Origin of the sequence: Duffyella sp. Ts4, assembly GCF_051851875.1 — a bacterium.
Taxonomy (GTDB): Bacteria; Pseudomonadota; Gammaproteobacteria; order Enterobacterales; family Enterobacteriaceae; genus Duffyella; species Duffyella gerundensis.
Genome location: NZ_JBLYPN010000011.1, coordinates 94,009 through 117,335 on the forward strand (window position 1 = coordinate 94,009; position 23,327 = coordinate 117,335).

The window sequence follows — 23,327 nt, forward strand, 5'->3', positions numbered from 1 at the left end:
GAACATTCTTCTTCTGTATAGTTTGCCGCCTTTGATATTGCTATTCCGTATCGAAAGACACCTAACTTATTAATCCGCGTGTGGTGTCGTGCAGGATTGACCTGGCACGAAGAGCGACACGGCCTTCACAGAGGTTTTCCATGAAAAAAGGTATTCACCCAAAATACGAAGCAGTGACCATTACCTGTACCTGCGGTAACGTGATCAAAACCCATTCAACCATGGGTCACGATCTGAACCTGGACGTTTGTGGTCAGTGCCACCCGTTCTACACTGGTAAGCAGCGTGAAGTTGCTACCGGTGGCCGTGTTGACCGCTTTAACAAGCGCTTCAGCATCCCGGGCAGCAAGTAAGATCCGGCGCCGACAGGTTGTCGGCGGCAAGAAAAAACCCAGCTTCGGCTGGGTTTTTTTATGTCTGCGTTTCAGTATTCCCAGGTATCGGGATCGACACCCATTTCACGCATAATCTTTTTCGCTTCTTCCGGGATCTCATCATTACGCTCTTTGCGCAAATCGACATCGTCCGGCAGCGGCTGCCCGGTAAAAGCATGCAAAAACGCTTCGCATAACAGTTCGCTATTGGTGGCATGCCGTAAATTGTTTACCTGACGGCGCGTGCGCTCATCGGTTAAAATTTTCAAAACTTTCAGAGGGATGGAAACGGTAATTTTTTTTACCTGCTCACTCTTTTTACCGTGCTCAGCGTATGGGCTGATATATTCGCCATTCCATTCAGCCATGGGGTACCTTAATCATTAAACGTTATATTGCTGAAAATCAGCCAATTATGCCCGATTTTACCGCGCCTCACTAATACCGCTGAATCAAAGGCTCAGATTTTCTGGTGGATGCGCGATTTTTTTGACAGGCGATGACGCATAATCTTAACGGTTATTGCGACGTTGCTCAATCTATACGCAAAGACATTTAGATGTCCAGATGTATTGACGTCTATTATTGGAATGTTATCCTGTGAGCTCTTTTTTGTGGCCTTCAGGAACAGTAAGCACCATGACGCGTAAACAGGCAACCATCGCAGTCCGCAGCGGTTTGAATGATGACGAGCAATATGGCTGCGTTGTCCCACCGATTCATCTCTCCAGCACCTATAACTTCACTGACTTCAACGAGCCGCGTGCCCATGACTATTCGCGTCGCGGTAATCCGACGCGCGATGTTGTACAGCGCGCGCTGGCGGAGCTGGAAGGCGGTGCCGGTGCGGTGATGACCAATACCGGCATGTCGGCAATTCATCTGGTGTGCACCCTGTTCCTGAAGCCGGGCGATTTACTGGTGGCGCCGCACGACTGCTATGGCGGCAGCTATCGGCTGTTTGACAGCCAGAGCAAGCGCGGTGCCTTCCGTGTGAAATTCGTCGACCAAAATGATGCCGCAGCGCTGCAGGCGGCGCTGAGCGAAAAGCCTAAGCTGGTGCTGGTGGAAAGCCCCAGTAATCCGCTGCTGCGTGTGGTCGACATTACCGCCATTTGTCAGGCAGCCCGCGACGCAGGTGCCATCAGCGTGGTCGATAACACCTTCCTCAGCCCGGCACTGCAAAACCCGCTGGCGCTGGGTGCCGATTTAGTGATCCACTCCTGCACCAAATATCTTAATGGTCACTCCGATGTGGTTGCCGGTGCGGTGGTCGCAAAAGAAGCCGCGCACGCCACCGAGCTCGCCTGGTGGGCCAACAACATTGGCGTTACCGGTTCTGCGTTTGACAGTTATCTGTTGCTACGCGGCATGCGCACGCTGGGACCGCGCATGGCAGCGGCACAGCGAAATGCACTGGCGATTGTGGACTATCTGCAGCAGCAACCGCTGGTGAAAAAGCTCTATCATCCGTCGCTGCCGGAAAACGCGGGCCATGAATATGCGGTGCGTCAACAGCGCGGTTTCGGCGCCATGTTAAGTTTTGAACTGGATGGCGATGAGCAGCGGCTGCGCCGTTTTCTCAAGGCGCTGGAGCTGTTTACTCTGGCCGAATCACTGGGCGGCGTGGAGAGTCTGATTTCACATACCGCGACCATGACGCATGCTGGCATGTCAGCAGAAGCGCGCGCGGCGGCGGGCATCTCCGACACGCTGCTCAGGATATCGGTCGGCATAGAAGATCATGAAGATTTAATCGCGGATCTGGATAATGCATTCCGGATCGCAGCCGAGAGGTAATAATGACAATTTCAGCAGCAGCAAGGACGCCAGTGACAAGACAGCTTCATAAATTTGGTGGCAGCAGCCTGGCGGACAGCCGGTGTTATCAGCGCGTGGCGGATATAATCGCCAGCTATAGCCAGCCAGGCGACATCATCGTGGTTTCTGCCGCTGGCAGCACCACCAATCAGCTGATCAGCTGGTTAAAGCTGAGCCACAGCGATCGCCTTTCTGCGCATCAGGTACAACAGGCGCTGCGCCGTTTTCAGACCGAATTAATGAGCAGCCTGTTGCCTGCTGATATTGCCGGCCCAATGATTGCCACCTTTATTCAGGATCTGGAAAAGCTGGCGGCGCTGCTTGATGGCCCGTCGTCAGAAGCGGTTTACGCAGAAGTGGTCGGCCACGGCGAGATCTGGTCTGCCCGCTTAATGGCGGCGGTGCTCAGCCAGCGCGATCTGGCCGCCAGCTGGCTCGATGCCCGCCTTTTCCTGCGCGCCGAGCGCGCCGCGCAGCCGCAGGTTGATGAAGGCAAATCCTGGCCGCTGCTGCAAACGCTGCTGGCGCAGCATCCTCATCAACGGCTGGTCGTCACCGGATTTATCAGCGGCAACGAGGCGGGTGAAACCGTGCTGCTGGGCCGTAACGGTTCCGACTATTCCGCCACGCAGATTGGTGCGCTGGCTGGCGTTCATCGTGTCACCATCTGGAGTGATGTCGCCGGTGTATACAGTGCCGATCCGCGCAAAGTCTCAGATGCCTGTCTGTTACCCCTGCTGCGGCTTGATGAAGCGAGCGAGCTGGCTCGCCTGGCGGCACCGGTGCTGCATACACGCACCTTGCAGCCGGTTTCCGGCAGCGATATCGATTTGCAACTGCGCTGCAGCTATCAGCCTGAGCAGGGCTCAACGCGTATTGAACGCGTGCTCGCGTCCGGCACTGGTGCACGTATCGTCACCAGCCACGATGACGTCTGCCTGATTGAATTCGTCGCGCCGTCGCATCATGACTTCAGGCTGCTGCAAAAAGATATCGACGCGCTGCTGAAACGCGCGCAGCTGCGTCCGCTGGCGGTGGGTGTGCACAGCGATCGCCGTCTGTTGCAGCTCTGCTACACCTCCGAGGTGGTCAACAGCGCTTTCATTCTGTTACAGGAAGCGAACCTGCCGGGCCATCTGCAACTGCGCGAAGGGCTGGCGTTAGTGGCGTTAGTTGGCGCAGGGGTCAGCCGCAACCCACTGCACAGCCACCGTTTCTGGCAGGAGATCAAAGATCAGCCCGTTGAATTTGTCTGGCAGTCGGAAGAGGGCATTAGCCTGGTTGCGGTGCTGCGCGTAGGCCCGACACAACACCTGATTCAGGGGCTACATCAGTCGCTGTTCCGTGCTGAAAAGCGTATCGGCCTGATGCTGTTTGGCAAAGGCAACATCGGTTCACGCTGGCTGGAGTTGTTTGCCCGCGATCGCGAGACGTTATCCGCGAGAACTGGCTTTGAGTTTGTGCTGGCTGGCGTGGTGGACAGCCGTCGCAGCCTGCTGGATGCCGAAGGTCTGGATGCCAGCCGGGCGCTGGCCTTTTTTGATGATGAAGCAACAGAGCGCGATGAAGAATCGCTGTTTCTTTGGATGCGATCTCACCCCTATGACGATCTCGTGGTGCTGGACGTCACCGCCAGCGCCTCGCTGGCCGACCAGTATCTCGATTTTGCCAGTCACGGTTTTCACGTCATCAGCGCCAATAAAGTGGCGGGCGGTTCAGACAGCCGCACCTGGCGCCAAATTCGCGATGCGTTTGCCAAAACTCGTCGCCACTGGCTTTATAACGCCACCGTGGGCGCAGGCCTGCCGGTAAACCATACGGTGCGCGATCTGCGTGAAAGTGGCGATACCATTCTGTCGATCAGCGGCATTTTTTCCGGCACGCTGTCGTGGCTGTTTTTGCAGTTTGACGGCACGGTGCCGTTCAGCGAACTGGTCGATCAGGCATGGCAGCAGGGTTTAACCGAGCCGGATCCGCGCGTTGATCTGTCGGGTCAGGATGTCATGCGCAAGCTGGTGATCCTGGCACGCGAAGCGGGCTATGACATCGAACCGGATCAGGTGCGGGTCGAGTCGCTGGTGCCCGCCGGCTGTGAAGGCGGCTCCATCGATAACTTTTTCGAGAATGCCGACGCGCTGAATGAACATATGCTGCAACGGCTGGAAGCGGCGCAGGAGATGGGGCTGCTGCTGCGCTATGTGGCACGTTTTGATGCACACGGCAAAGCGCGCGTGGGTGTTGAAGCGGTGCGGCCGGAACACCCGCTGGCTGCGCTGTTGCCGTGTGATAACGTGTTTGCGATTGAAAGCCGCTGGTATCGTGATAATCCTCTGGTGATCCGTGGTCCAGGTGCCGGTCGTGATGTCACCGCAGGCGCTATTCAGTCTGATATCAATCGTCTGGCGCAGTTGCTGTAACGCTTTGGCTGGCGCCATCCGCGCGCCAGCGTAATATCCTTTCCTTCAATTCACCCGGCAACATGAACGATGTTCATGTTGTATGAATATTTGTCACCCTTCGATGATCAATTACCTGTTGACGATGTAGCCAAAATCCGTCATTTTGAATGTCTGGACGTCTAAACGTATAGATGTGCAGTGGGGGTTTTCACCGCAGCGATTGATGAGGTAACGGGCTATGAGTTTCTTTCACGCCAACCAGCGCGAAGCATTAAACCAAAGTTTGGCAGAGCTGAACGGGCAAATTAATGTCTCCTTTGAGTTTTTTCCGCCGCGCACCAGTGAAATGGAACAGACCTTGTGGAGCTCCATCGATCGCCTCAGTAGCCTGAAACCAAAATTTGTCTCTGTTACCTACGGCGCCAACTCCGGTGAGCGCGACCGTACGCACAGCATTATTAAAGGCATCAAAGATCGTACCGGTCTGGAAGCCGCGCCGCACCTGACCTGCATCGACGCCAGCCGTGATGAGTTGCGGGCGATTGCGCAGGATTACTGGGATAACGGCATTCGCCATATTGTGGCACTGCGCGGTGATTTGCCGCCTGACAGCGGTAAACCGGCGATGTACGCAACCGATCTGGTCGGCCTGCTGAAAGAGGTCGGCGATTTTGACATCTCCGTTGCGGCCTATCCGGAAGTCCACCCGGAAGCCAAAAGCGCGCAGTCAGACCTGATTAACCTGAAGCGTAAAATCGATGCGGGCGCCAACCGCGCCATCACGCAATTCTTTTTTGATGTGGAAAGCTATCTGCGATTCCGCGACCGCTGTGTGGCAACCGGCATTGATGTTGAAATCGTGCCGGGCATTTTGCCGGTGTCCAATTTCAAACAGCTGCAACGCTTCGCGGCGATGACCAACGTTCGCGTTCCGCACTGGATGACCGCGATGTTTGCAGGGCTGGATAACGATCCGGAAACGCGCAAAATGGTCGGCGCTAATGTGGCGATGGATATGGTCAAAATTCTCAGCCGCGAAGGCGTGAAAGATTTCCATTTCTATACGCTGAACCGCGCGGAGATGAGCTACGCCATCTGTCATACGCTTGGCGTACGTCCGGCATCGGCGCTCAGTGCGGTGTGAGCCTCGCCAAAAAAAGAAAAACCAGCCGATGGCTGGTTTTTTTATGTCTGCCGACGCCAGAACGTCGGCATCAACGTGTGCTTTAGCCGGTGTTGCGCATACCGGCAGCTACGCCAGCAATGGTTACCATCAGCGCTTGCTCAACCCGCGGATCCGGTTCGCCGCCCTGGCTTTCCTGCTCGCGTGAACGATGCAGCAGTTCAGCCTGAAGCACGTTCAACGGATCGGTATAGACGTTGCGCAGCGCAATCGACTCGGCAATCCACGGCTGATCGGCCATTAAGTGGGCATCGTTAGCGATAGTCAGCACCGCGTTGATATCCGCTTCCAGCTGATCGCGCAGCTGTTTGCCCAGTGGCCATAGCGCTTTATCCACCAGACGATGATCGTAATATTCTGCCAGCCAGAGGTCGGCCTTGGAGAACACCATCTCCAGCATGCCAAGGCGCGTGGAGAAGAATGGCCAGTCGCGGCACATGGTTTCCAGCTGATCGCGATCGCCAGCATCCATCGCTTTTTGCAGTGCCGCGCCGGCACCCAGCCATGCTGGCAGCATCAGACGGTTCTGCGTCCAGGCGAAAATCCACGGAATGGCACGCAGGGATTCAACGCCGCCGGTAGGACGACGTTTAGCCGGACGCGAGCCGAGCGGCAGTTTGCCTAACTCCTGCTCCGGCGTTGCCGAGCGGAAGTAGGGAACAAAGTCCGGATTTTCACGCACGTAGCCGCGATACATTTCGCAGGAATCCGCAGACAGCTTATCCATAATGTCGCGCCACTCTTTTTTCGGCTCCGGCGGCGGCAGCAGGTTTGCTTCCAGAATTGCCCCGGTGTAAAGCGACAGGCTGGCGATGGTGACTTCCGGCAGGCCATATTTGAAACGGATCATTTCACCCTGTTCGGTTACACGCAGGCCGCCTTTCAGGCTGCCCGGCGGCTGTGACAGCAATGCCGCATGCGCAGGCGCGCCGCCGCGACCGATGGTGCCGCCGCGTCCGTGGAACAGCGTCAGGGCAATGCCCGCTTGTTCGCAGGTTTTAATCAGTGCATCCTGCGCGTGATATTGCGCCCAGCTGGCAGCCATCACACCCGCGTCTTTCGCCGAGTCAGAATAGCCAATCATCACCATCTGTTTGCCCTGAATAAAGCCGCGATACCAGTCGATACTCAGCAGCTGATTCATCACATCGTTAGCGTTGTTCAGATCGTCAAGCGTTTCAAACAGCGGTGCTACCGGCATGGCGAAAGTGATGCCCGCTTCTTTTAACAGTAAATGCACCGCCAGCACGTCGGAAGGCTTCTTCGCCATCGAAATAACATAGGCGGCGATAGAACCCTGCGGTGCTTCCGCAGCAACCCGACAGGTTTCCAGCACTTCGCGCGTGTCGTCGCTCGGTTCCCACTGACGCGGCAACAGCGGACGCTTGGAATTCAACTCACGGATCAGAAACGCCTGCTTGTCCGCTTCTGACCAGCTTTCGTAGTCGCCAAGGCCAAGGTAACGCGTCACTTCAGCGATGGCATCGGTGTGGCGCGTGCTCTCCTGACGAATGTCGATGCGCACCAGCGGCACGCCAAAGCATTTCACGCGGCGCAGCGTGTCCAGCAGATGACCGTTGGCAATAATGCCCATGCCGCAGGCTTGCAGCGACTGATAGCAGGCATACAGCGGTTCCCACAGCTGATCGTTGGAGACCAGCAGATCCGCCGGGCGCGGCAGCCGCTCGCCTTTCAGACGGCGCTCAAGATAGGTTTGCGTAGTAAACAGCTGCGTGCGCAGCCGCTTCAGGATGACGCGGTAAGGTTCAAGTGCTTCCGGATCGCCACACAGTTCGCGTACCTGCTCGCTGCATTCTGACATGGAGAGTTCTGACACCAGCACGCCAATGTCTCGCAGGAACAGATCGGCCGCTTTCCACCGGCTGAGCTGCATCACGTGGCGCGTAATCGGCGCGGTTACGTTGGGGTTGCCGTCGCGATCGCCGCCCATCCACGAGGTAAAGCGCACCGGCACAAAATCCACCGGCAATGAATAGCCAAACGTCTCTTCGACCTGTTCATTCAGTTCACGCAGAAAATGCGGCACGCCTTCCCACAGGCTGTTTTCCACCACCGCAAAACCCCATTTTGCTTCATCTACCGGCGAAGGACGGTGTTTGCGGATCTCATCGGTGTGCCATGCCTGCGCCACCAGCTGGCGTAAACGTCGCATAATCTGGTTGCGTTCGTAATCAGAAATATCGTTGTGATCGAGCTGCTTCAGGCAAGTGTTCACTTCCACCAGCTTATGGATCAGGGTACGGCGCGTAATTTCAGTTGGATGTGCCGTGAGTACCAGCTCCAGCGAGAGCGATTCAATCGCATCCCGGATCGCTGCCTCATTCAGATCGGGCTGCTGTTTCAGGCGGTCAAAGGTTTTCTTCAGCAGTTCCGGATGATTAGCGCCTTCGCTGGTATGCGAAATGGTTTGAAACTGTTCAGCCACGTTGGTGAGATTCAGGAACTGACTGAAAGCGCGTGCAACCGGTAAAAGTTCATCATTAGAGAGATTTTGCAGCGTGGTCAGCAATTCCTGGCGGTGGGCGTCATTTCCGGCACGTGATGATTTTGACAGCTTGCGGATGGTTTCCACCCGTTCAAGGATGTTCTCTCCCAGCGCTTCTTTAATCGTGTCGCCAAGCAGTTTGCCGAGCATACTGACATTACTTCGCATTGCGGAATATTGTTCGTTCATGTGACCCTGACACCCTTATCGAATTTGAACTATGCACCAACGTGGGCATAACATCGTCTTTTATCTAGCCATGTAACGAACCGTTCGTCAATTGCGTTAAACCGGCGGTAATGTGCCGCTAACTGTCAGTTATTTATGTGATTTAACAGCACAGAAGCGCGATAAGTTATTCTTATCGCCAAAGACGGCATAAAGCAGGGGCAATTGACTGAAACCGCAGTGAATTGCCCCTTTTGTTATTTAATGATGACAGAAATGGTGCACAACCTGAGTAATCAGCTCGCGTGTCGGCTTAATGAATGCGGTATCAATAAATTCATCGGGTTGATGCGCCTGATTGATTGAGCCAGGACCCAGCACCAGCGTTGGACACAGTGTCTGGATAAACGGTGCCTCGGTGCAGTAATTCACTACTTCCGTGGGGACGCCGAGCAGCTTTTCCACCACGGCGACCAGTTCATGATTAGGGGGACATTCATACCCAGGAATCGGCGGATGCAGCTCGGCAACCGTAACCCGGCCCGGCCAGCGTGCGCTGACGGGTGCCAGCGCCTCATTCAGCAAACCATCCAGCTCGCTCAGCGTCAGGCCCGGTAAAGGACGTATATCCATATGCAGTTCACAGCAGGCGCAAATGCGGTTGGCCGCATCGCCGCCGTGAATATGGCCGAAGTTCATGGTGGGATAGGGAATGGCAAAGCCATCATGGTTGTAGCGGGTTTTCAGGGTATTACGCAGCGTCATTAAATGGCCGATGGCGCTGTGCATCAGTTCAATGGCGTTAACGCCGCGATCGGGATCGCTGGAGTGCCCTGATTGTCCTTCAATACGAATCACGTTGGAGAGATGGCCTTTATGCGCGCGCACCGGCTTCAGTGAGGTTGGCTCACCGATGATCGCGCAGTCGGGGCGCAGGCTGGTGGTCTCAGAAAAATACTTTGCGCCCGCCATGGTGGTCTCTTCGTCAGCGGTAGCGAGAATATAGAGCGGTTTTTTCAGCGTGGTTAAATCGACGTCACGTAGCGTATCAAGGATAAACGCGAAAAAGCCTTTCATGTCGGCGGTGCCCAGCCCGTAAAGCTTATTTTCATGCTCGGTAAGCACAAAGGGATCGCGCGTCCAGCGTCCATCATCAAAAGGGACCGTATCGGTATGACCGGCCAATAACAGTCCGCCTGCGCCGCTGCCGGTTTTTGCCAGCATGTTGAATTTATTGCGTGTGCCTGGCACCGCCTGGACTTCAACGCTGAAGCCCAGATCGCGGAACCAGCCAGCCATCAAACTGATTAAAGTTTCATTACTCTGATCCAGCGCGCTGTCGGTGGCGCTGATTGATGGTGTGGCGATCAACTGGCGGTATAGTTCGATAAAAGGCGGTAATTTTGTCTTCACTGTTGACGGTCCTTGAGTTAGGATGTATCAATATTCATGCAGTAATAGTGAATAAAAATACATTAACCGGTGATGGATGCAAACCGTAATTTCTCGCTCCGCACCCCGTTGGTTATCGTGGGTCTGATGCAGCGCTGCTGCGGCCCGAAATGTTGACTGTAACAAGGGATACAGCCTGATGTTGAATACGTTAATAGTCGGTGCCAGTGGTTATGCTGGTGTGGAACTGGCGACTTATTTAAATCGCCACCCGCATATGACCATAACCGCTTTAGCGGTTTCAGCGCAAAGCCCGGACGCCGGAAAGTTACTTTCGGATCTGCATCCGCAGCTAAAAGGTGTTGTTGACCTGCCCTTACAACCGCTTAGCGACCCAGCCGAGTTTGCTGACAAGGTTGACGTGGTGTTTCTGGCCACAGCGCATGAAGTGAGTCACGATCTGGCCCCGGCGTTTTTGGCAGCGGGCTGCGTGGTGTTCGATCTCTCCGGTGCATTCCGCGTCAATGATGCCGATTTTTATACGCAATATTATGGTTTTACTCATCAGCATCAGGCGTGGCTCGATAAAGCCGTTTACGGGCTTGCCGAATGGCAGCGTGACGGCATTAAAGAGGCGCAGCTGATTGCAGTGCCGGGTTGCTATCCTACCGCTGCCCAGCTGTCAATTAAGCCGTTAATCGAAGCGGGTTTGCTTAACGATGCACAATGGCCGGTGATCAACGCCACCAGCGGCGTCAGCGGCGCCGGACGCAAAGCCACGATGAACAACAGCTTTTGCGAAGTCAGCCTGCACGCTTACGGTATCTTCAACCATCGCCATCATCCTGAAATTGTTGCTCATCTGGGTACGCCGGTGATTTTCACGCCGCACCTGGGGAGTTTCCCGCGCGGCATTCTTGCCACCACCACCTGCCGCCTCAAGCCGGGCGTGACTCAGGATGACGTCGCGGCGGCGTTCAAAGCAGCCTATGACGACAAACCGCTGGTCCGTTTGTATGAAAAAGGCATGCCCGCGCTGAAATCTGTGGTTGGCTTGCCGTTCTGTGACATTGGCTTTGCGGTACAGGGTGAGCACATCATCGTGGTAGCGGTAGAAGATAATCTGCTGAAGGGCGCCTCATCGCAGGCCGTTCAGTGCTTAAACATTCGTTTCGGTTTCCCTGAAACAGCGTCTCTTATCTAACGGGCAAACAGGTTATGACCAATCCATTAATTATTAAACTGGGCGGCGTGCTGTTAGACAGCGAAGAAGCGCTGACGCGCCTGTTTGACGCCCTGGTCAGCTGGCGGCAGTCGCATCAGCGCCCGCTGTTAATCGTCCATGGCGGCGGTTATCTGGTGGATGAACTAATGAAAAAGCTGGCGCTGCCGGTGCAGAAGAAAAATGGTCTGCGCGTAACGCCCGCCGATCAGATTGACATTATTACCGGCGCGCTGGCGGGTACCGCCAACAAAACGCTGCTGGCGTGGGCCACTAAATATGGTCTTGACGGCGTCGGTCTTTGCCTCGGCGATGGCGGCAGCGTTAACGTTGAGCAGTTCGACGAAGAGCTTGGCCATGTGGGGCTGGCGACGCCAGGTTCACCACGATTGTTGAATACGTTGCTGGACGGCGGTTTTATCCCGGTGATCAGCTCTATCGGCATTACCAAAGCCGGTGCGCTGATGAACGTTAACGCCGATCAGGCTGCCACCGCGCTGGCAGCCACGCTGGGCGCCGACCTGATTCTGCTGTCGGATGTCAGCGGCATTCTGGATGGCAAAGGCCAGCGCATCGCCGAAATGACGGCGGCCTATGCGGACCAGTTGATTGAAGAAGGCATTATTACCGACGGCATGATTGTCAAAGTTAACGCCGCGCTGGATGCCGCCCGCACGCTGGGCCGTCCGGTGGATATTGCCAGCTGGCGCAGCGCCGAACAGCTGCCCGCTCTGTTTAACGGTGTGTCGATTGGCACCCGGATTCTCGCTTAACGCACATTTGTTCAAGGATTTTGAAATGCAAAACAAAGACATCAAAAAAATCGTTCTGGCTTACTCCGGCGGCCTCGACACATCAGCCATCATTCCATGGCTGAAAGAGAACTATGGCGGCTGTGAAGTGATCGCCTTTGTTGCGGATATCGGCCAGGAGCGTGGCGATCTGGAAGGCGTTGAGCAGAAAGCGCTGCAGTCCGGTGCGTCTGAATGTCATGTGGTTGACCTGCGTGAAGAATTTATCCGTGATTACGTTTATCCGGTGCTGCAAACCGGCGCGCTGTATGAAGGTACGTACCTGCTTGGCACCTCGATGGCCCGTCCTATCATTGCTAAAGCGCAGGTTGAGCTGGCATTAAAAGTGGGCGCCGATGCGCTGTGCCACGGCGCTACCGGTAAAGGCAACGATCAGGTTCGTTTCGAAACCACCTATACCGCACTCGCACCACAGCTGAAAGTGGTGGCACCGTGGCGTGAATGGGATTTACGGTCCCGTGAAGCGCTGCTCGATTATCTGAAGGCGCGTAACATTCCAACCACCGCTTCGCTGGAAAAAATTTACAGCCGTGACGAAAATGCCTGGCACATCTCCACCGAAGGCGGCGTGCTGGAAAGCCCATGGAATGCACCGAACAAAGATTGCTGGGTATGGACAGTGGATCCGCAGGACGCGCCAGATCAGCCTGAACAGGTCACTATTACCGTGGAAAAAGGCAATGTGGTTGCCGTCAATGGCGAAGCGTTGACGCCGTTCCAGTGCCTGGAAAAACTCAACGTGATCGGTGCGAAGCACGGCATTGGCCGCATCGATATCGTGGAAAACCGTCTGGTCGGCATCAAATCACGTGGCTGCTACGAAACCCCTGGCGGCACCATTATGGTCAATGCGTTACGAGCGATTGAGCAGCTGGTGTTGGATCGGGACAGCTTTAAATGGCGTGAGCAGTTAGGCCTGGAAATGTCTTACGTGGTGTATGACGGTCGCTGGTTTGCGCCGTTACGTAAATCGCTGCAGGCTTCAGCTGAAGCGCTGGCGCAGGATGTGAATGGTGAAGTGGTACTGCAACTCTATAAAGGCCAGGTGACGGCAACGCAGAAAAAATCTGCCAACAGCCTTTACTCGGAAGAGTTTGCTACCTTTGGCGAAGATGAAGTGTACGACCATCGTCATGCGGGCGGTTTTATCCGTCTTTTCTCACTGTCTTCACGTATCCGTGCGTTGAACGAGAAAAAGTAAGCAAGCGGGCTTGATGCCCCCTGACAATGAATTCAAGGGGCGGCTCACGGGCCGCCTTTTTTACAGAATAAGGAAGCATAGCTATGGCACTTTGGGGCGGACGTTTCACACAGGCAGCCGATCAACGTTTTAAACTGTTCAATGATTCGCTGCGGTTTGATTATCGCCTGGCGGAGCAGGACATTACCGGCTCCGTTGCCTGGTCAAAGGCGCTGGTCACTGTGAATGTGCTGACGCAGGACGAGCAGCAGCAGCTGGAATCAGCGCTGGGTGTGCTGCTGGAAGAGGTGCGGGCTAATCCACAGCAAATCCTTGAGAGCGATGCGGAAGATATTCATAGCTGGGTTGAAGGCCGTTTGATCGAAAAAGTGGGCGCGCTGGGTAAAAAACTGCACACCGGCCGTAGCCGTAACGATCAGGTTGCTACCGATCTGAAACTCTGGTGCAAAGTGCAGGTTCAGTATCTGCTGGATGCCACTCGTCAGCTGCAGCAGGCGCTGGTCAGTACCGCCGAAGCCAATCAGGATGCGGTGATGCCGGGCTACACCCATTTACAGCGCGCGCAGCCGGTGACGTTTGCGCACTGGTGTCTGGCCTACGTTGAAATGCTCGCCCGCGATGAGAGCCGCCTGCAGGATACGCTGAAGCGCCTTGATGTCAGCCCGCTCGGCTGCGGTGCACTGGCGGGTACCGCCTATGAAATCGACCGTCAGCAGCTGGCCGATTGGCTGGGTTTTGCCTCGGCCACGCGTAACAGCCTGGATACCGTTTCCGATCGCGATCATGTGCTGGAACTGCTGTCCGACGCCTCGATCGGCATGATCCATCTGTCACGTTTTGCAGAAGATCTGATCTTCTTTAACACCGGTGAAGCGGGCTTTGTTGAGCTTTCCGATCGCGTCACCTCGGGTTCTTCGTTGATGCCGCAGAAAAAGAATCCCGATGCGCTGGAGCTGATTCGTGGCAAGTGTGGCCGTGTGCAGGGTGCGCTTACCGCCATGAGCATGACGCTGAAAGGCCTGCCGTTGGCTTACAACAAAGATATGCAGGAAGATAAAGAAGGGCTGTTTGACGCGCTGGATACCTGGCTGGATTGCCTGCAGATGGCAGAACTGGTGCTGGACGGTATTCAGGTGAAACGGCCACGTTGCCAGGAAGCGGCGGAGCAGGGTTACGCTAACTCAACCGAACTGGCGGATTATCTGGTTGCTAAAGGCGTGCCGTTCCGCGAAGCGCATCATATCGTGGGTGAAGTGGTGGTAGCAGCGATGGGCCGGGGCGTGGCGCTGGAAGCAATGTCGCTGGAGACGTTGCAGTCGTTCAGCAGCGTTATCGGTGACGATGTTTACCCGATTCTGGCCCTGCAATCCTGCCTGGATAAACGTAATGCGCAGGGTGGCGTTTCTCCGCATCAGGTTTCTGTTGCCATTTCCGACGCGAAGCAGCGGCTGAAACAGGACGTTTCCTGAGATAAAAAAAAGCGGGCAGAGTATGCCCGCTAACCTCTAACTTAGGAATTAATCATAATTATTAGGCACATCATCAAACGACCGGACATCCTGCCCGGTATATTGATTCTTAAGCGGGCATCAGGAACTGTTCTAAATCGTCACTGCCGCCGATGTGGCGACCGCCGATAAAGACCTGAGGAACCGTCGCACGACCGGTAACAGCACGCAGACTCACCGTCGTAGCATCCTGACCCAGCACAATCTCTTCATATTGCATGCCGCGATCGATCAGCAGCTGTTTTGCTTTGGTGCAGAACGGGCAGCCTGGTTTGGTAAACAGAGAAACCGACTCCTGCACCTTAAATTCGGGTGCCAGATAACGCAGCATGGTGTCGGCATCTGAAACTTCAAACGGGTCGCCCGGCTTGTTTGGCTCAACAAACATTTTTTCTACTACGCCATCGCGTACCAGCATGGAGTAACGCCATGAGCGCGGGCCGAAGCCCAGATCTGCTTTCTCAACCAACATCTCCATACCGCGGGTGAATTCACCGTTGCCGTCTGGAATAAAAGTGATGTTGTTAGCGTGCTGATCGGCTTTCCAGGCGTTCATCACAAAGGTATCGTTGACCGATACGCAGACGATGCTGTCAACGCCGTGCTGAGCGAATACGCTCGCCAGCTCGTTGTAGCGCGGCAGATGGCTGGAAGAACAGGTTGGGGTAAATGCACCGGGCAAAGAGAACAGAATGACCGTTTTGTTTTTAAACAGTTCTTCGGTAGTGATATCGACCCATTTGTCACCCTGACGCGTATGGAAAGTAACTTGAGGAACGGCCTTTCCTTCCTGACTTGCAAACATGCATAACCTCTCAGCGTGAACAAAAGTGTGATGTTAATCTCAATGCGGCCATTATTGTTATCTTTGCTTGATAGGGCTAATCGTTGATTGCTATCCTATCTATCGCCGTGAACTATCATGGTGAGGAGAGATAAATGAACATTCGTGATCTGGAATATCTGGTTTCCCTGGCGGAACATCGCCATTTTCGCCGTGCAGCCGATGCCTGCCACGTCAGCCAGCCGACGCTGAGCGGACAAATTCGCAAGCTGGAAGATGAGCTGGGCGTAATGCTGCTCGAACGCACCAGCCGCAAAGTACTGTTCACCCAGGCGGGACTGCTGCTGGTGGATCAGGCACGTACAATACTACGTGAAGTAAAAGTGCTGAAAGAGATGGCCAGCCAGCAGGGCGAAGCGATGTCCGGCCCGCTGCATATCGGTCTGATTCCTACCACCGGCCCGTATCTGCTACCGCAAATTATTCCTATGCTGCATCAGACCTTTCCCAAGCTGGAAATGTATCTGCATGAAGCACAGACGCAGCAGCTGCTGGCGCAGCTTGACAGTGGCAAGCTCGACTGCGCGATTCTGGCGCTGGTAAAAGAGAGCGAAGCGTTTATTGAAGTACCGCTGTTTGACGAACCAATGAAGCTGGCGGTTTATGCCGATCATCCGTGGCACGACCGCGATCGTGTGCCGATGTCCGATCTGGCCGGTGAGAAATTGCTGATGCTGGAAGACGGACACTGCCTGCGCGATCAGGCGCTGGGTTTCTGTTTTCAGGCCGGAGCGGATGAGGACACGCATTTTCGCGCCACCAGTCTGGAAACGCTGCGCAATATGGTTGCTGCCGGCAGCGGCATTACGCTGCTGCCTGCGCTGGCGGTACCGCACGAGCGCGTGCGTGATGGCGTCTGTTATTTGCCGTGTTATAAGCCGGTGCCGCAGCGTACCATCGCGCTGGTTTATCGCCCGGGCTCACCCCTGCGCAGTCGCTATGAGCAGCTGGCAGAGGCGATCCGCACGCACATGCAAAACCATTTTGACAGCCGGTTAAAACAGGCGGTTTAAACCGTTCAGCGCGGCCACGCGATAGGCTTCGGCCATCGTGGGATAGTTGAAGGTGGTATTCACAAAATACTCAATGGTGTTGCCGCCGTTCTTCTGTTCCATGATCGCCTGGCCGATATGAATAATCTCTGCCGCTCGCTCGCCAAAGCAGTGAATGCCTAGAATTTCTTTGGTTTCGCGGTGGAACAGGATTTTCAGGCTGCCAACGTTCATGCCGACAATCTGTGCTCTCGCCAGATGCTTAAACTGCGCACGACCCACTTCGTAAGGCACTTTCATCGCTGTGAGCTGCTGTTCGGTTTTGCCCACGGAGCTGATCTCAGGAATGGTATAAATACCGGTAGGAATATCCTCGATCAGATGAGCAGTCGCTTCGCCTTTAATGATCGCCTGCGCGGCAATGCGCCCCTGATCGTAGGCGGCAGAAGCCAGGCTTGGGTAACCAATGACATCACCCACCGCGTAAATATGCGGCTGTGCCGTTTGGTACATGCTGTTCACTTTCAACAGGCCGCGCCCGTCCGCTTCCAGACCGATATTTTGCAGCGATAGCGAATCGGTATTCCCGGTACGTCCGTTAGCGTAGAGCAGGCAATCCGCTTTCACTTTTTTGCCAGATTTCAGGTGCACAATGACGCCATCGCTGACGCCTTCAATTTTCTCAAACTCTTCGTTGTGACGAATCACCACGCCACTGTTCCAGAAATGGTAGGAGAGTGAATCGGACATCTCCTGATCGAGAAACGCCAGCAGACGATCGCGGGTGTTAATCAGGTCAACTTTGACATTCAGACCACGAAAGATCGACGCGTATTCACAACCGATAACCCCTGCGCCATAGATAATGACGTGGCTCGGTTCATGATGCAGATTCAGGATGGAATCGGAATCGTAGATGCGCGGGTGAGTAAAATCGACGTCGGCTGGCTGATAAGGGCGTGAGCCGCAGGCGATAACAAACTTTTCTGCGGTAAATTTTTCCGCGGTACCGTCGGGATAAACCACTTCGATGGTGTGTTCATCGACAAAGCGCGCATCGCCCTGATAAAGCTGGCAATGGTTGCGCTCGTAAAAGCCCTGACGCATACGCGTCTGTTGGCTGATAACATTTTCCGTGTGATTAAGAATGTCAGCAAACGAGGAGCGGAGTAAACGTGTGTGATCGCTGTACAACGGATTCTGGTTGAACTCAATCGTACGGCTAACCGCATGACGTAGCGCTTTTGATGGAATGGTTCCCCAGTGTGTACAACCGCCTCCGATGTTATGGTAGCGTTCGATCACCGCAATTCGCGCTCCCTGCTTTACCAGTCCCATCGCTGCGCCTTCACCGCCGGGACCTGAGCCAATCACAATGGCGTCGTAATCGTAAGACTTTTGCATACCAATACGTCCTATGTTTCTATACATTTTTACAACGAGATTCTAACATCTCCCCGCCGACATCCCAATTCTAACCGCAAAAACAGACACTATTTGCCAAAATGAAACGTTAACAGACGTTCACAAACTTTGCGGATCTGTACGCTGAAAATTTTGTTATAGTGCCCCCCTGGCAGGCTAAAAGGCAGATATAATGGGCGTCCGGGCGCAGCAAAAAGAACGTACACGTCGTTCACTAATCGAAGCGGCATTTAGTCAGTTAAGTGCTGAACGCAGTTTTGCCAGCCTCAGCCTGCGCGAGGTTTCCCGGGAAGCGGGCATCGCGCCCACGTCGTTTTATCGTCATTTTCGTGATGTTGATGAACTCGGCCTGACCATGGTCGACGAAAGCGGTTTGATGTTGCGTCAGCTTATGCGTCAGGCGCGGCAGCGCATCGCCAAAGGCGGCAGCGTGATTAAGACCTCGGTATCGACATTTATGGAGTTTATTGGGAACAATCCCAATGCATTCCGTTTGTTATTGCGCGAGCGTTCAGGAACCTCTGCGGCCTTCCGTGCCGCGGTGGCGCGCGAGATCCAGCACTTCATTGCTGAGCTGGCGGATTATCTGGAAGTTGAAAACCGGATGCCGCGCAGCTTTACAGAGGCACAGGCCGAAGCAATGGTTATCATCGTATTTAACGCGGGTGCAGAAGCGCTGGATATTGATATTGAGCAACGTCCGCGACTGGAAGAACGTCTGGTTCTGCAACTGCGGATGATCTCAAAGGGCGCGTATTATTGGTATCGCCGTGAGCAGGATAAGCTTTCGGTGACGCTGGAAAGTGATGATTGAGCGAATAAGGATAATGAAATGATAAGCAAGTATCCGCGCGATAAAGGCACGCTGGTGTTGGCTTTTATTACCGGTCTTTCGATAAACGGATCGTTTTCCGTGTTATTTAGCAGCTTTGTACCTTTTTCTATTTTTCCGTTGATTGCTCTGGCGCTGGCTGCCTGGTGTTTGCATCAGCGTTATCTCAACCGCGCGATGCCTGACGGCATGCCGTCGATTGCCGCTGCATTTTTTCTGCTCGGTATTCTGGTTTACAGCGCGCTGGTGCGGGCGGAATATCCCGATATGGGATCCAACTTTGTGCCGACCATTCTGATGGTAGCGCTGGTCTTCTGGATTGGTTATCGCCTCAAGCGGCATAAAGAGCAGTAAGCCTGAATCAATAAAGAGAACCGGGGAATATCCCCGGTTTTTTTATGCCTTGCGGGTCAGCAGAACGCCGCATTCCATATGATGCGTATACGGGAACTGATCAAACAGCGCCAGACGGGAAACCTCATGGGTTTGCGCTAACACTGCCAGATTGTCACGCAGCGTTTCCGGATTGCAGGAGATATAGAGAATGCGCGGATAGGCCTGCACCATTTTTACCGTTTCATCATCCAACCCGCTGCGCGGCGGGTCGACAAAAATTGTCTCACAGTCGTAATCCTGCAGATCGATACCTTGCAGACGATTAAAGGTGCGTACACCGGTCATTGCCTGGGTGAACTCTTCTGCCGCCATACGAATGATCTGCACATTCTCAATCTGGTTGGCGGCAATATTGTATTGCGCCGACGCTACCGACGGCTTGGCAATTTCGGTGGCCAGCACGCGACGGAAGTTGCGCGCCAGCGCCAGCGAGAAATTGCCGTTGCCGCAATAGAGTTCCAGCAGATCGCCCTGTGAATCCTGAGTAACATCCAGCGCCCATTCCAGCATTTGAATGTTCATCGCCGCGTTGGGCTGAGTAAAACTGTTTTCCACCTGACGGTAAATCATGTCACGCCCCGCCACCGGCAGACGTTCATCGACATAATCGCGATCGAGGCAAATTTTCGTTTTTGTTGCGCGGCCAATGATGTGTATATCAAACCCTTCTGCCCGCAGCGCATCGCGCAGGGCGCTGGCGGCCAGCTGCCATTCGTCGGTGAGTTTACGATGATAAAGCAGGGAGACCACAACCTGCTGGCTCAGGGTGGAGAGGTAATCGATCTGAAACAGCTTATGACGCAGCACGCGATTGTCCCGGATCGCCTCGATCATTTTGGGCATCAGCTGGTTGATCAGTTCGCTGGCTGCCGGAAATTGATCCACCCGGATACGATCACGCGTCTGCTGATCAAAGATGATGTGATACAGATCGTCGCCATCGTGCCAGACGCGGAATTCGGCCCGCATACGATAGTGGCGCACAGGCGACCGAAACACTTCTGCATCCGGGGCAGCAAAAGGCTGCATGATAGCGTGCAGGCGGCTAACTTTTTCTGCCAGTTGGGCATCGTACTGCTCGGTCGGTAAGTGTTCGGGCGTCATGATAGATCCTGATTGGTAGCTGACTTGCCGGGCGATTGTAGGCATTCAACTCGCGATGTCCAGTGTTGTCATGTGGCAGGCTGGAATTCTGTTAGCCTTGGCCGTAGACTGCCAGCGCCGGCCTTTTAACGAGTTAAAAGGGAATCCAGTGTGAATCTGGAGCTGACGCGCAGCGGTAAGGAATGTCATGACAATCGCGTATGCAGACACTGTCCGCCTGGATGGGAAGTCTTTGTCATTATAACGATTCCAAGTCCGAAGACCTGCCGGCGTAACGTCGCATTTCATACGATCATCGCGTGCTATCGATTGTATGCCTGCGGCATCCTGCCCGATCTTTTGGATGCTTGTATAAAATGATAAAAACAAAAGCGTCGCTGTTAGCCTTTGGGGCAACGGCGATTTCTCTCTGGGCGCAGCATAGCCTCGCGCAGGAGAATAATGATGATACGCAAATTGTTACCGCCAACCGTTTCGCCCAGCCAGTTTCCTCGGTGCTGGCATCGACAACCGTCGTCACGCGTGAAGAGATCGATCGCTGGCAGTCGAAGAACCTGGTTGAAATTATGCGTCGTTTACCCGGTGTGGATATCGCGCAGAGTGGTGGAATTGGCCAAAACGCGTCTATGTATGTTCGGGGTTCCGAAGCACGTCATACGCTGGTGCTGATTGATGGGGTGCCAATGGCTAAGCCGGGGGTGACCGGTGTGGCTGATTTCAACCAGATACCTGTTTCAATCATTCAGCGCATTGAGTTTATCCGCGGGCCGCGCTCTGCTGTTTATGGCGCAGATGCCATTGGCGGCGTGATCAATGTCATTACTCAGGATAATGAAAATAACAATAACCTCACCGTCGGTGCTGGCTCAAAAGGCTATCAGGAGTATAGCGGTGCGATTAATCAAAATATCACCGATGCTACGCGCGTAACGGTAGCCGGTGCCTATCAAGCCACCAATGGTTTCAATGTTCAACCAGACTCAAGTTACAGCCTGGATAGCGATCGGGATGGCTGGCGCAATAAATCGTTTTGGGCAGGCGTTGAACATCAATTTGACGATACCGTTTCTGGCTTCTTCCGTGGTTACGGCTATTCAGCCAATGCAGATTATGACTCCGGCTATGCATCAGGATCTGACGAGCAGCAAATTTATAACCATACCTATGATACCGGGCTTCGCTACAGTAAAGACGACTTCGCTTCGCAACTTGTCGCCAGTTATCAAAAGTATAAGGTTTTTAACTATGCAAGCACGGAAGGGCGTTACGATGCTGCAACCAGCAGCCTGGATGATATGGAACAACGCAACCTGCAATGGGGCAATACGTTACGTGTAGGTCAGGGCATGGTGAGCGCAGGTCTTGACTGGAAGCAGCAGAAACTCACGTCAGCCGGCACAAGCTTCTCCACTGCACAGCGCGAAAGCAATGATTATAAGCAGGATAACACCGGTGCCTATGTAACGGCGCAGCAGCAGATTGGTACTGTTACGATGGAAGGCGCAGTTCGCGGCGATGATACGGATGATTTTGGCCGTCATGGCACCTGGCAAACGGCCATCGGTTGGGAGTTTGTGCCTGATTACAGAGCGACACTTTCTTATGGCACGGCCTTTCAGGCACCGACACTGGGCCAGCTATATGGACAAAAGCGTTTAGATATCGCGTCTAATCCCGATCTCAGGCCAGAAAAATCGAAGCAGTGGGAAGCCGGTCTTGAAGGATTAACAGGGCCCGTTAGCTGGCGCGTAACGGCTTATCATAACCAAATCGATAACCTTATTGATTACGCCACTGACAGCAACACGTTCGAAGGCGGCTATTACAATGTGAAAGCCGCGACATTAAAAGGTGTTGAGCTCAATGGCGAATTTGATACAGGAAGGGTACATCATCAAATAACGCTTGGTTATCTTGATGCACGCCGGGATGCGGATGATGAAGTTTTAGCTCGCCGCGCTAAACAGCAGGCTAAGTATCAGGTAGGTGTTAACGTGCACGATGTCGACGTAGATGTGATCTACCAATACTTCGGCAAACGTTATGACAATAATACCAGTGAGTACTTTGCTACCCAGCGACGCTTACCAGCCTATAGCACGGTGGATTTCGCAGTATCATATCCGGTCACATCGCATCTCACCGTTCGTGGTAGAATTGCCAACCTGTTCGATAAAGATTACGAGACAGCGTATGGCTATCAAACTCCAGGACGAGAGTATTATCTCAACGGCAGCTACAACTTCTAAACGACGGCCCACCGTGCTGGTATTCGATTCCGGCGTCGGTGGGCTTTCTGTCTATGATGAGATTCGACAGTTGCTGCCGGATCTTCATTATCTCTACGTGTTCGATAATGTCGCGTTTCCCTATGGTGAAAAAAGCGAAGCCTTTATCGTGGAGCGCGTGCTCGACATTGTCACTGCCGCAGCCAGCCAATATCCGCTGGCGCTGGTCGTGATCGCCTGCAATACCGCCAGCACCGTTTCATTGCCTGCGTTGCGAGAACGTTTTACCTTTCCGGTTGTTGGCGTTGTTCCAGCAATCAAGCCTGCCGCGCGTCTGACACGGAATGGCGTGGTTGGTCTCCTTGCGACGCGTGCGACAGTTAAACGTCCTTATACACATGAGCTGGTGGCACGCTTTGCCAGTGAATGCAGAATTGAGATGTTGGGTTCAGCAGAGCTGGTGGAGTTGGCGGAAGAGAAGCTACAGGGTAAGGATGTGTCACTGGATACGGTGCGCCATATCCTGCAACCCTGGTTAAAGATGAATGAGCCGCCAGATACTATCGTGTTGGGATGCACACACTTTCCTCTTTTAACCGACGAGTTGCAGCAGGTGCTGCCTTCCGGTACACGTTTAGTGGATTCAGGGGCGGCAATTGCAAGGCGAACCGTATGGTTACTGGAAAATGAGGCGCCTGCGATTGATACCCGTGAAGAAAATTGCGCTTTATGTCTGGCTTTTACTGAGACAACTGAGCAATTAATGCCCGTATTACAGCGTTATGGCTTCGGAAAGCTCGAAAAACTGTCAATTCCATAGTGGTTTGACTAAAAAAAAGGCAGTCAGATTTTTTTTTGAAATTAGCACTTGTCACCCGTCAGGAACTCCCTATAATGCGCCTCCACTGACACGGAACAAC

Annotated in this window: 19 protein-coding genes and 1 riboswitch; of the genes, 13 read left to right on the forward strand and 6 right to left on the reverse strand. The window is 54.1% G+C overall.

Annotated features, from left to right (window positions below; genetic code table 11):
* Positions 1 to 140: 140 nt before the first annotated feature.
* On the forward strand, positions 141 to 353 hold the full coding sequence (rpmE, locus tag ACJY2L_RS15425; RefSeq protein ID WP_067426744.1) for a 50S ribosomal protein L31: 213 nt from the start codon (positions 141 to 143) through the stop codon (positions 351 to 353).
* 71 nt (positions 354 to 424) lie between these two features.
* Here the strand turns inward: rpmE and metJ are convergent, their stop codons facing one another.
* A complete protein-coding gene (gene metJ, locus ACJY2L_RS15430) occupies positions 425 to 742 on the reverse strand; it encodes a met regulon transcriptional regulator MetJ (RefSeq protein WP_187486821.1) in 318 nt (105 codons plus the stop codon).
* Positions 743 to 1,013: 271 nt separating this feature from the next.
* On the opposite strand from metJ, the gene metB reads away from it, so the two are divergent.
* The 3 genes from metB to metF all read left to right on the forward strand — a co-directional run bounded on the left by metB (position 1,014) and on the right by metF (position 5,738).
* The gene (gene metB / locus ACJY2L_RS15435) at positions 1,014 to 2,174 is read left to right on the forward strand and encodes a cystathionine gamma-synthase (protein WP_439214422.1); all 1,161 of its coding nucleotides are present in this window, start codon (positions 1,014 to 1,016) and stop codon (positions 2,172 to 2,174) included.
* 2 nt (positions 2,175 to 2,176) lie between these two features.
* Entirely contained in the window at positions 2,177 to 4,612 is a 2,436-nt protein-coding gene (locus ACJY2L_RS15440) for a bifunctional aspartate kinase/homoserine dehydrogenase II (RefSeq protein ID WP_067426748.1), read from the forward strand.
* Positions 4,613 to 4,832: 220 nt separating this feature from the next.
* Entirely contained in the window at positions 4,833 to 5,738 is a 906-nt protein-coding gene (gene metF / locus ACJY2L_RS15445; RefSeq protein WP_067426750.1) for a methylenetetrahydrofolate reductase, read from the forward strand.
* 82 nt (positions 5,739 to 5,820) lie between these two features.
* On the opposite strand, the gene ppc is transcribed toward metF, so the two are convergent.
* Positions 5,821 to 8,472, reverse strand: a complete 2,652-nt coding sequence (gene ppc, locus ACJY2L_RS15450; protein WP_439214423.1) for a phosphoenolpyruvate carboxylase — start codon at positions 8,470 to 8,472, stop codon at positions 5,821 to 5,823.
* 240 nt (positions 8,473 to 8,712) lie between these two features.
* The gene (gene argE, locus ACJY2L_RS15455; RefSeq protein ID WP_187486819.1) at positions 8,713 to 9,864 is read right to left on the reverse strand and encodes an acetylornithine deacetylase; all 1,152 of its coding nucleotides are present in this window, start codon (positions 9,862 to 9,864) and stop codon (positions 8,713 to 8,715) included.
* Between the two features lie 178 nt (positions 9,865 to 10,042).
* Here argE and argC point away from each other — a divergent pair, with 178 nt between their 5' ends.
* The 4 genes from argC (at position 10,043) to argH (ending at position 14,547) form a co-directional block, all read left to right on the forward strand.
* The gene (gene argC, locus ACJY2L_RS15460; protein ID WP_439214424.1) at positions 10,043 to 11,047 is read left to right on the forward strand and encodes an N-acetyl-gamma-glutamyl-phosphate reductase; all 1,005 of its coding nucleotides are present in this window, start codon (positions 10,043 to 10,045) and stop codon (positions 11,045 to 11,047) included.
* 14 nt (positions 11,048 to 11,061) lie between these two features.
* Positions 11,062 to 11,838 (forward strand): acetylglutamate kinase, encoded by a 777-nt coding sequence (gene argB / locus ACJY2L_RS15465; RefSeq protein ID WP_439214425.1) that lies wholly within the window; start codon positions 11,062 to 11,064, stop codon positions 11,836 to 11,838.
* A gap of 25 nt (positions 11,839 to 11,863) precedes the next feature.
* On the forward strand, positions 11,864 to 13,078 hold the full coding sequence (locus tag ACJY2L_RS15470; protein ID WP_067426763.1) for an argininosuccinate synthase: 1,215 nt from the start codon (positions 11,864 to 11,866) through the stop codon (positions 13,076 to 13,078).
* A gap of 83 nt (positions 13,079 to 13,161) precedes the next feature.
* The gene (gene argH, locus ACJY2L_RS15475) at positions 13,162 to 14,547 is read left to right on the forward strand and encodes an argininosuccinate lyase (protein ID WP_439214426.1); all 1,386 of its coding nucleotides are present in this window, start codon (positions 13,162 to 13,164) and stop codon (positions 14,545 to 14,547) included.
* A 109-nt stretch (positions 14,548 to 14,656) separates the two neighbouring features.
* On the opposite strand, the gene ACJY2L_RS15480 is transcribed toward argH, so the two are convergent.
* Positions 14,657 to 15,391 (reverse strand): glutathione peroxidase, encoded by a 735-nt coding sequence (locus ACJY2L_RS15480; protein ID WP_209500928.1) that lies wholly within the window; start codon positions 15,389 to 15,391, stop codon positions 14,657 to 14,659.
* A gap of 134 nt (positions 15,392 to 15,525) precedes the next feature.
* Between ACJY2L_RS15480 and oxyR the strand changes: the two genes are divergently transcribed.
* On the forward strand, positions 15,526 to 16,443 hold the full coding sequence (gene oxyR / locus ACJY2L_RS15485) for a DNA-binding transcriptional regulator OxyR (RefSeq protein WP_067426770.1): 918 nt from the start codon (positions 15,526 to 15,528) through the stop codon (positions 16,441 to 16,443).
* Here oxyR and sthA read toward each other — a convergent pair.
* Entirely contained in the window at positions 16,426 to 17,826 is a 1,401-nt protein-coding gene (sthA, locus tag ACJY2L_RS15490; protein WP_067426773.1) for a Si-specific NAD(P)(+) transhydrogenase, read from the reverse strand. The genes oxyR and sthA overlap by 18 nt on opposite strands.
* A 193-nt stretch (positions 17,827 to 18,019) precedes the next feature.
* On the opposite strand from sthA, the gene fabR reads away from it, so the two are divergent.
* Complete coding sequence (gene fabR / locus ACJY2L_RS15495) at positions 18,020 to 18,661, forward strand: HTH-type transcriptional repressor FabR (protein ID WP_067426776.1); 642 nt, start codon at positions 18,020 to 18,022, stop codon at positions 18,659 to 18,661.
* An 18-nt stretch (positions 18,662 to 18,679) separates the two neighbouring features.
* On the forward strand, positions 18,680 to 19,033 hold the full coding sequence (locus tag ACJY2L_RS15500) for a YijD family membrane protein (protein ID WP_067426779.1): 354 nt from the start codon (positions 18,680 to 18,682) through the stop codon (positions 19,031 to 19,033).
* Positions 19,034 to 19,075: 42 nt separating this feature from the next.
* On the opposite strand, the gene trmA is transcribed toward ACJY2L_RS15500, so the two are convergent.
* A complete protein-coding gene (gene trmA, locus ACJY2L_RS15505; protein WP_439214427.1) occupies positions 19,076 to 20,179 on the reverse strand; it encodes a tRNA (uridine(54)-C5)-methyltransferase TrmA in 1,104 nt (367 codons plus the stop codon).
* Positions 20,180 to 20,280: 101 nt separating this feature from the next.
* Positions 20,281 to 20,464: riboswitch (cobalamin riboswitch) on the forward strand.
* Between the two features lie 71 nt (positions 20,465 to 20,535).
* Here trmA and btuB point away from each other — a divergent pair.
* Positions 20,536 to 22,428, forward strand: a complete 1,893-nt coding sequence (btuB, locus tag ACJY2L_RS15510) for a TonB-dependent vitamin B12 receptor BtuB (protein ID WP_439214428.1) — start codon at positions 20,536 to 20,538, stop codon at positions 22,426 to 22,428.
* On the forward strand, positions 22,373 to 23,227 hold the full coding sequence (gene murI / locus ACJY2L_RS15515) for a glutamate racemase (RefSeq protein ID WP_439214429.1): 855 nt from the start codon (positions 22,373 to 22,375) through the stop codon (positions 23,225 to 23,227). Before btuB ends, murI begins: the two co-directional genes overlap by 56 nt.
* Positions 23,228 to 23,327: the final 100 nt, after the last annotated feature.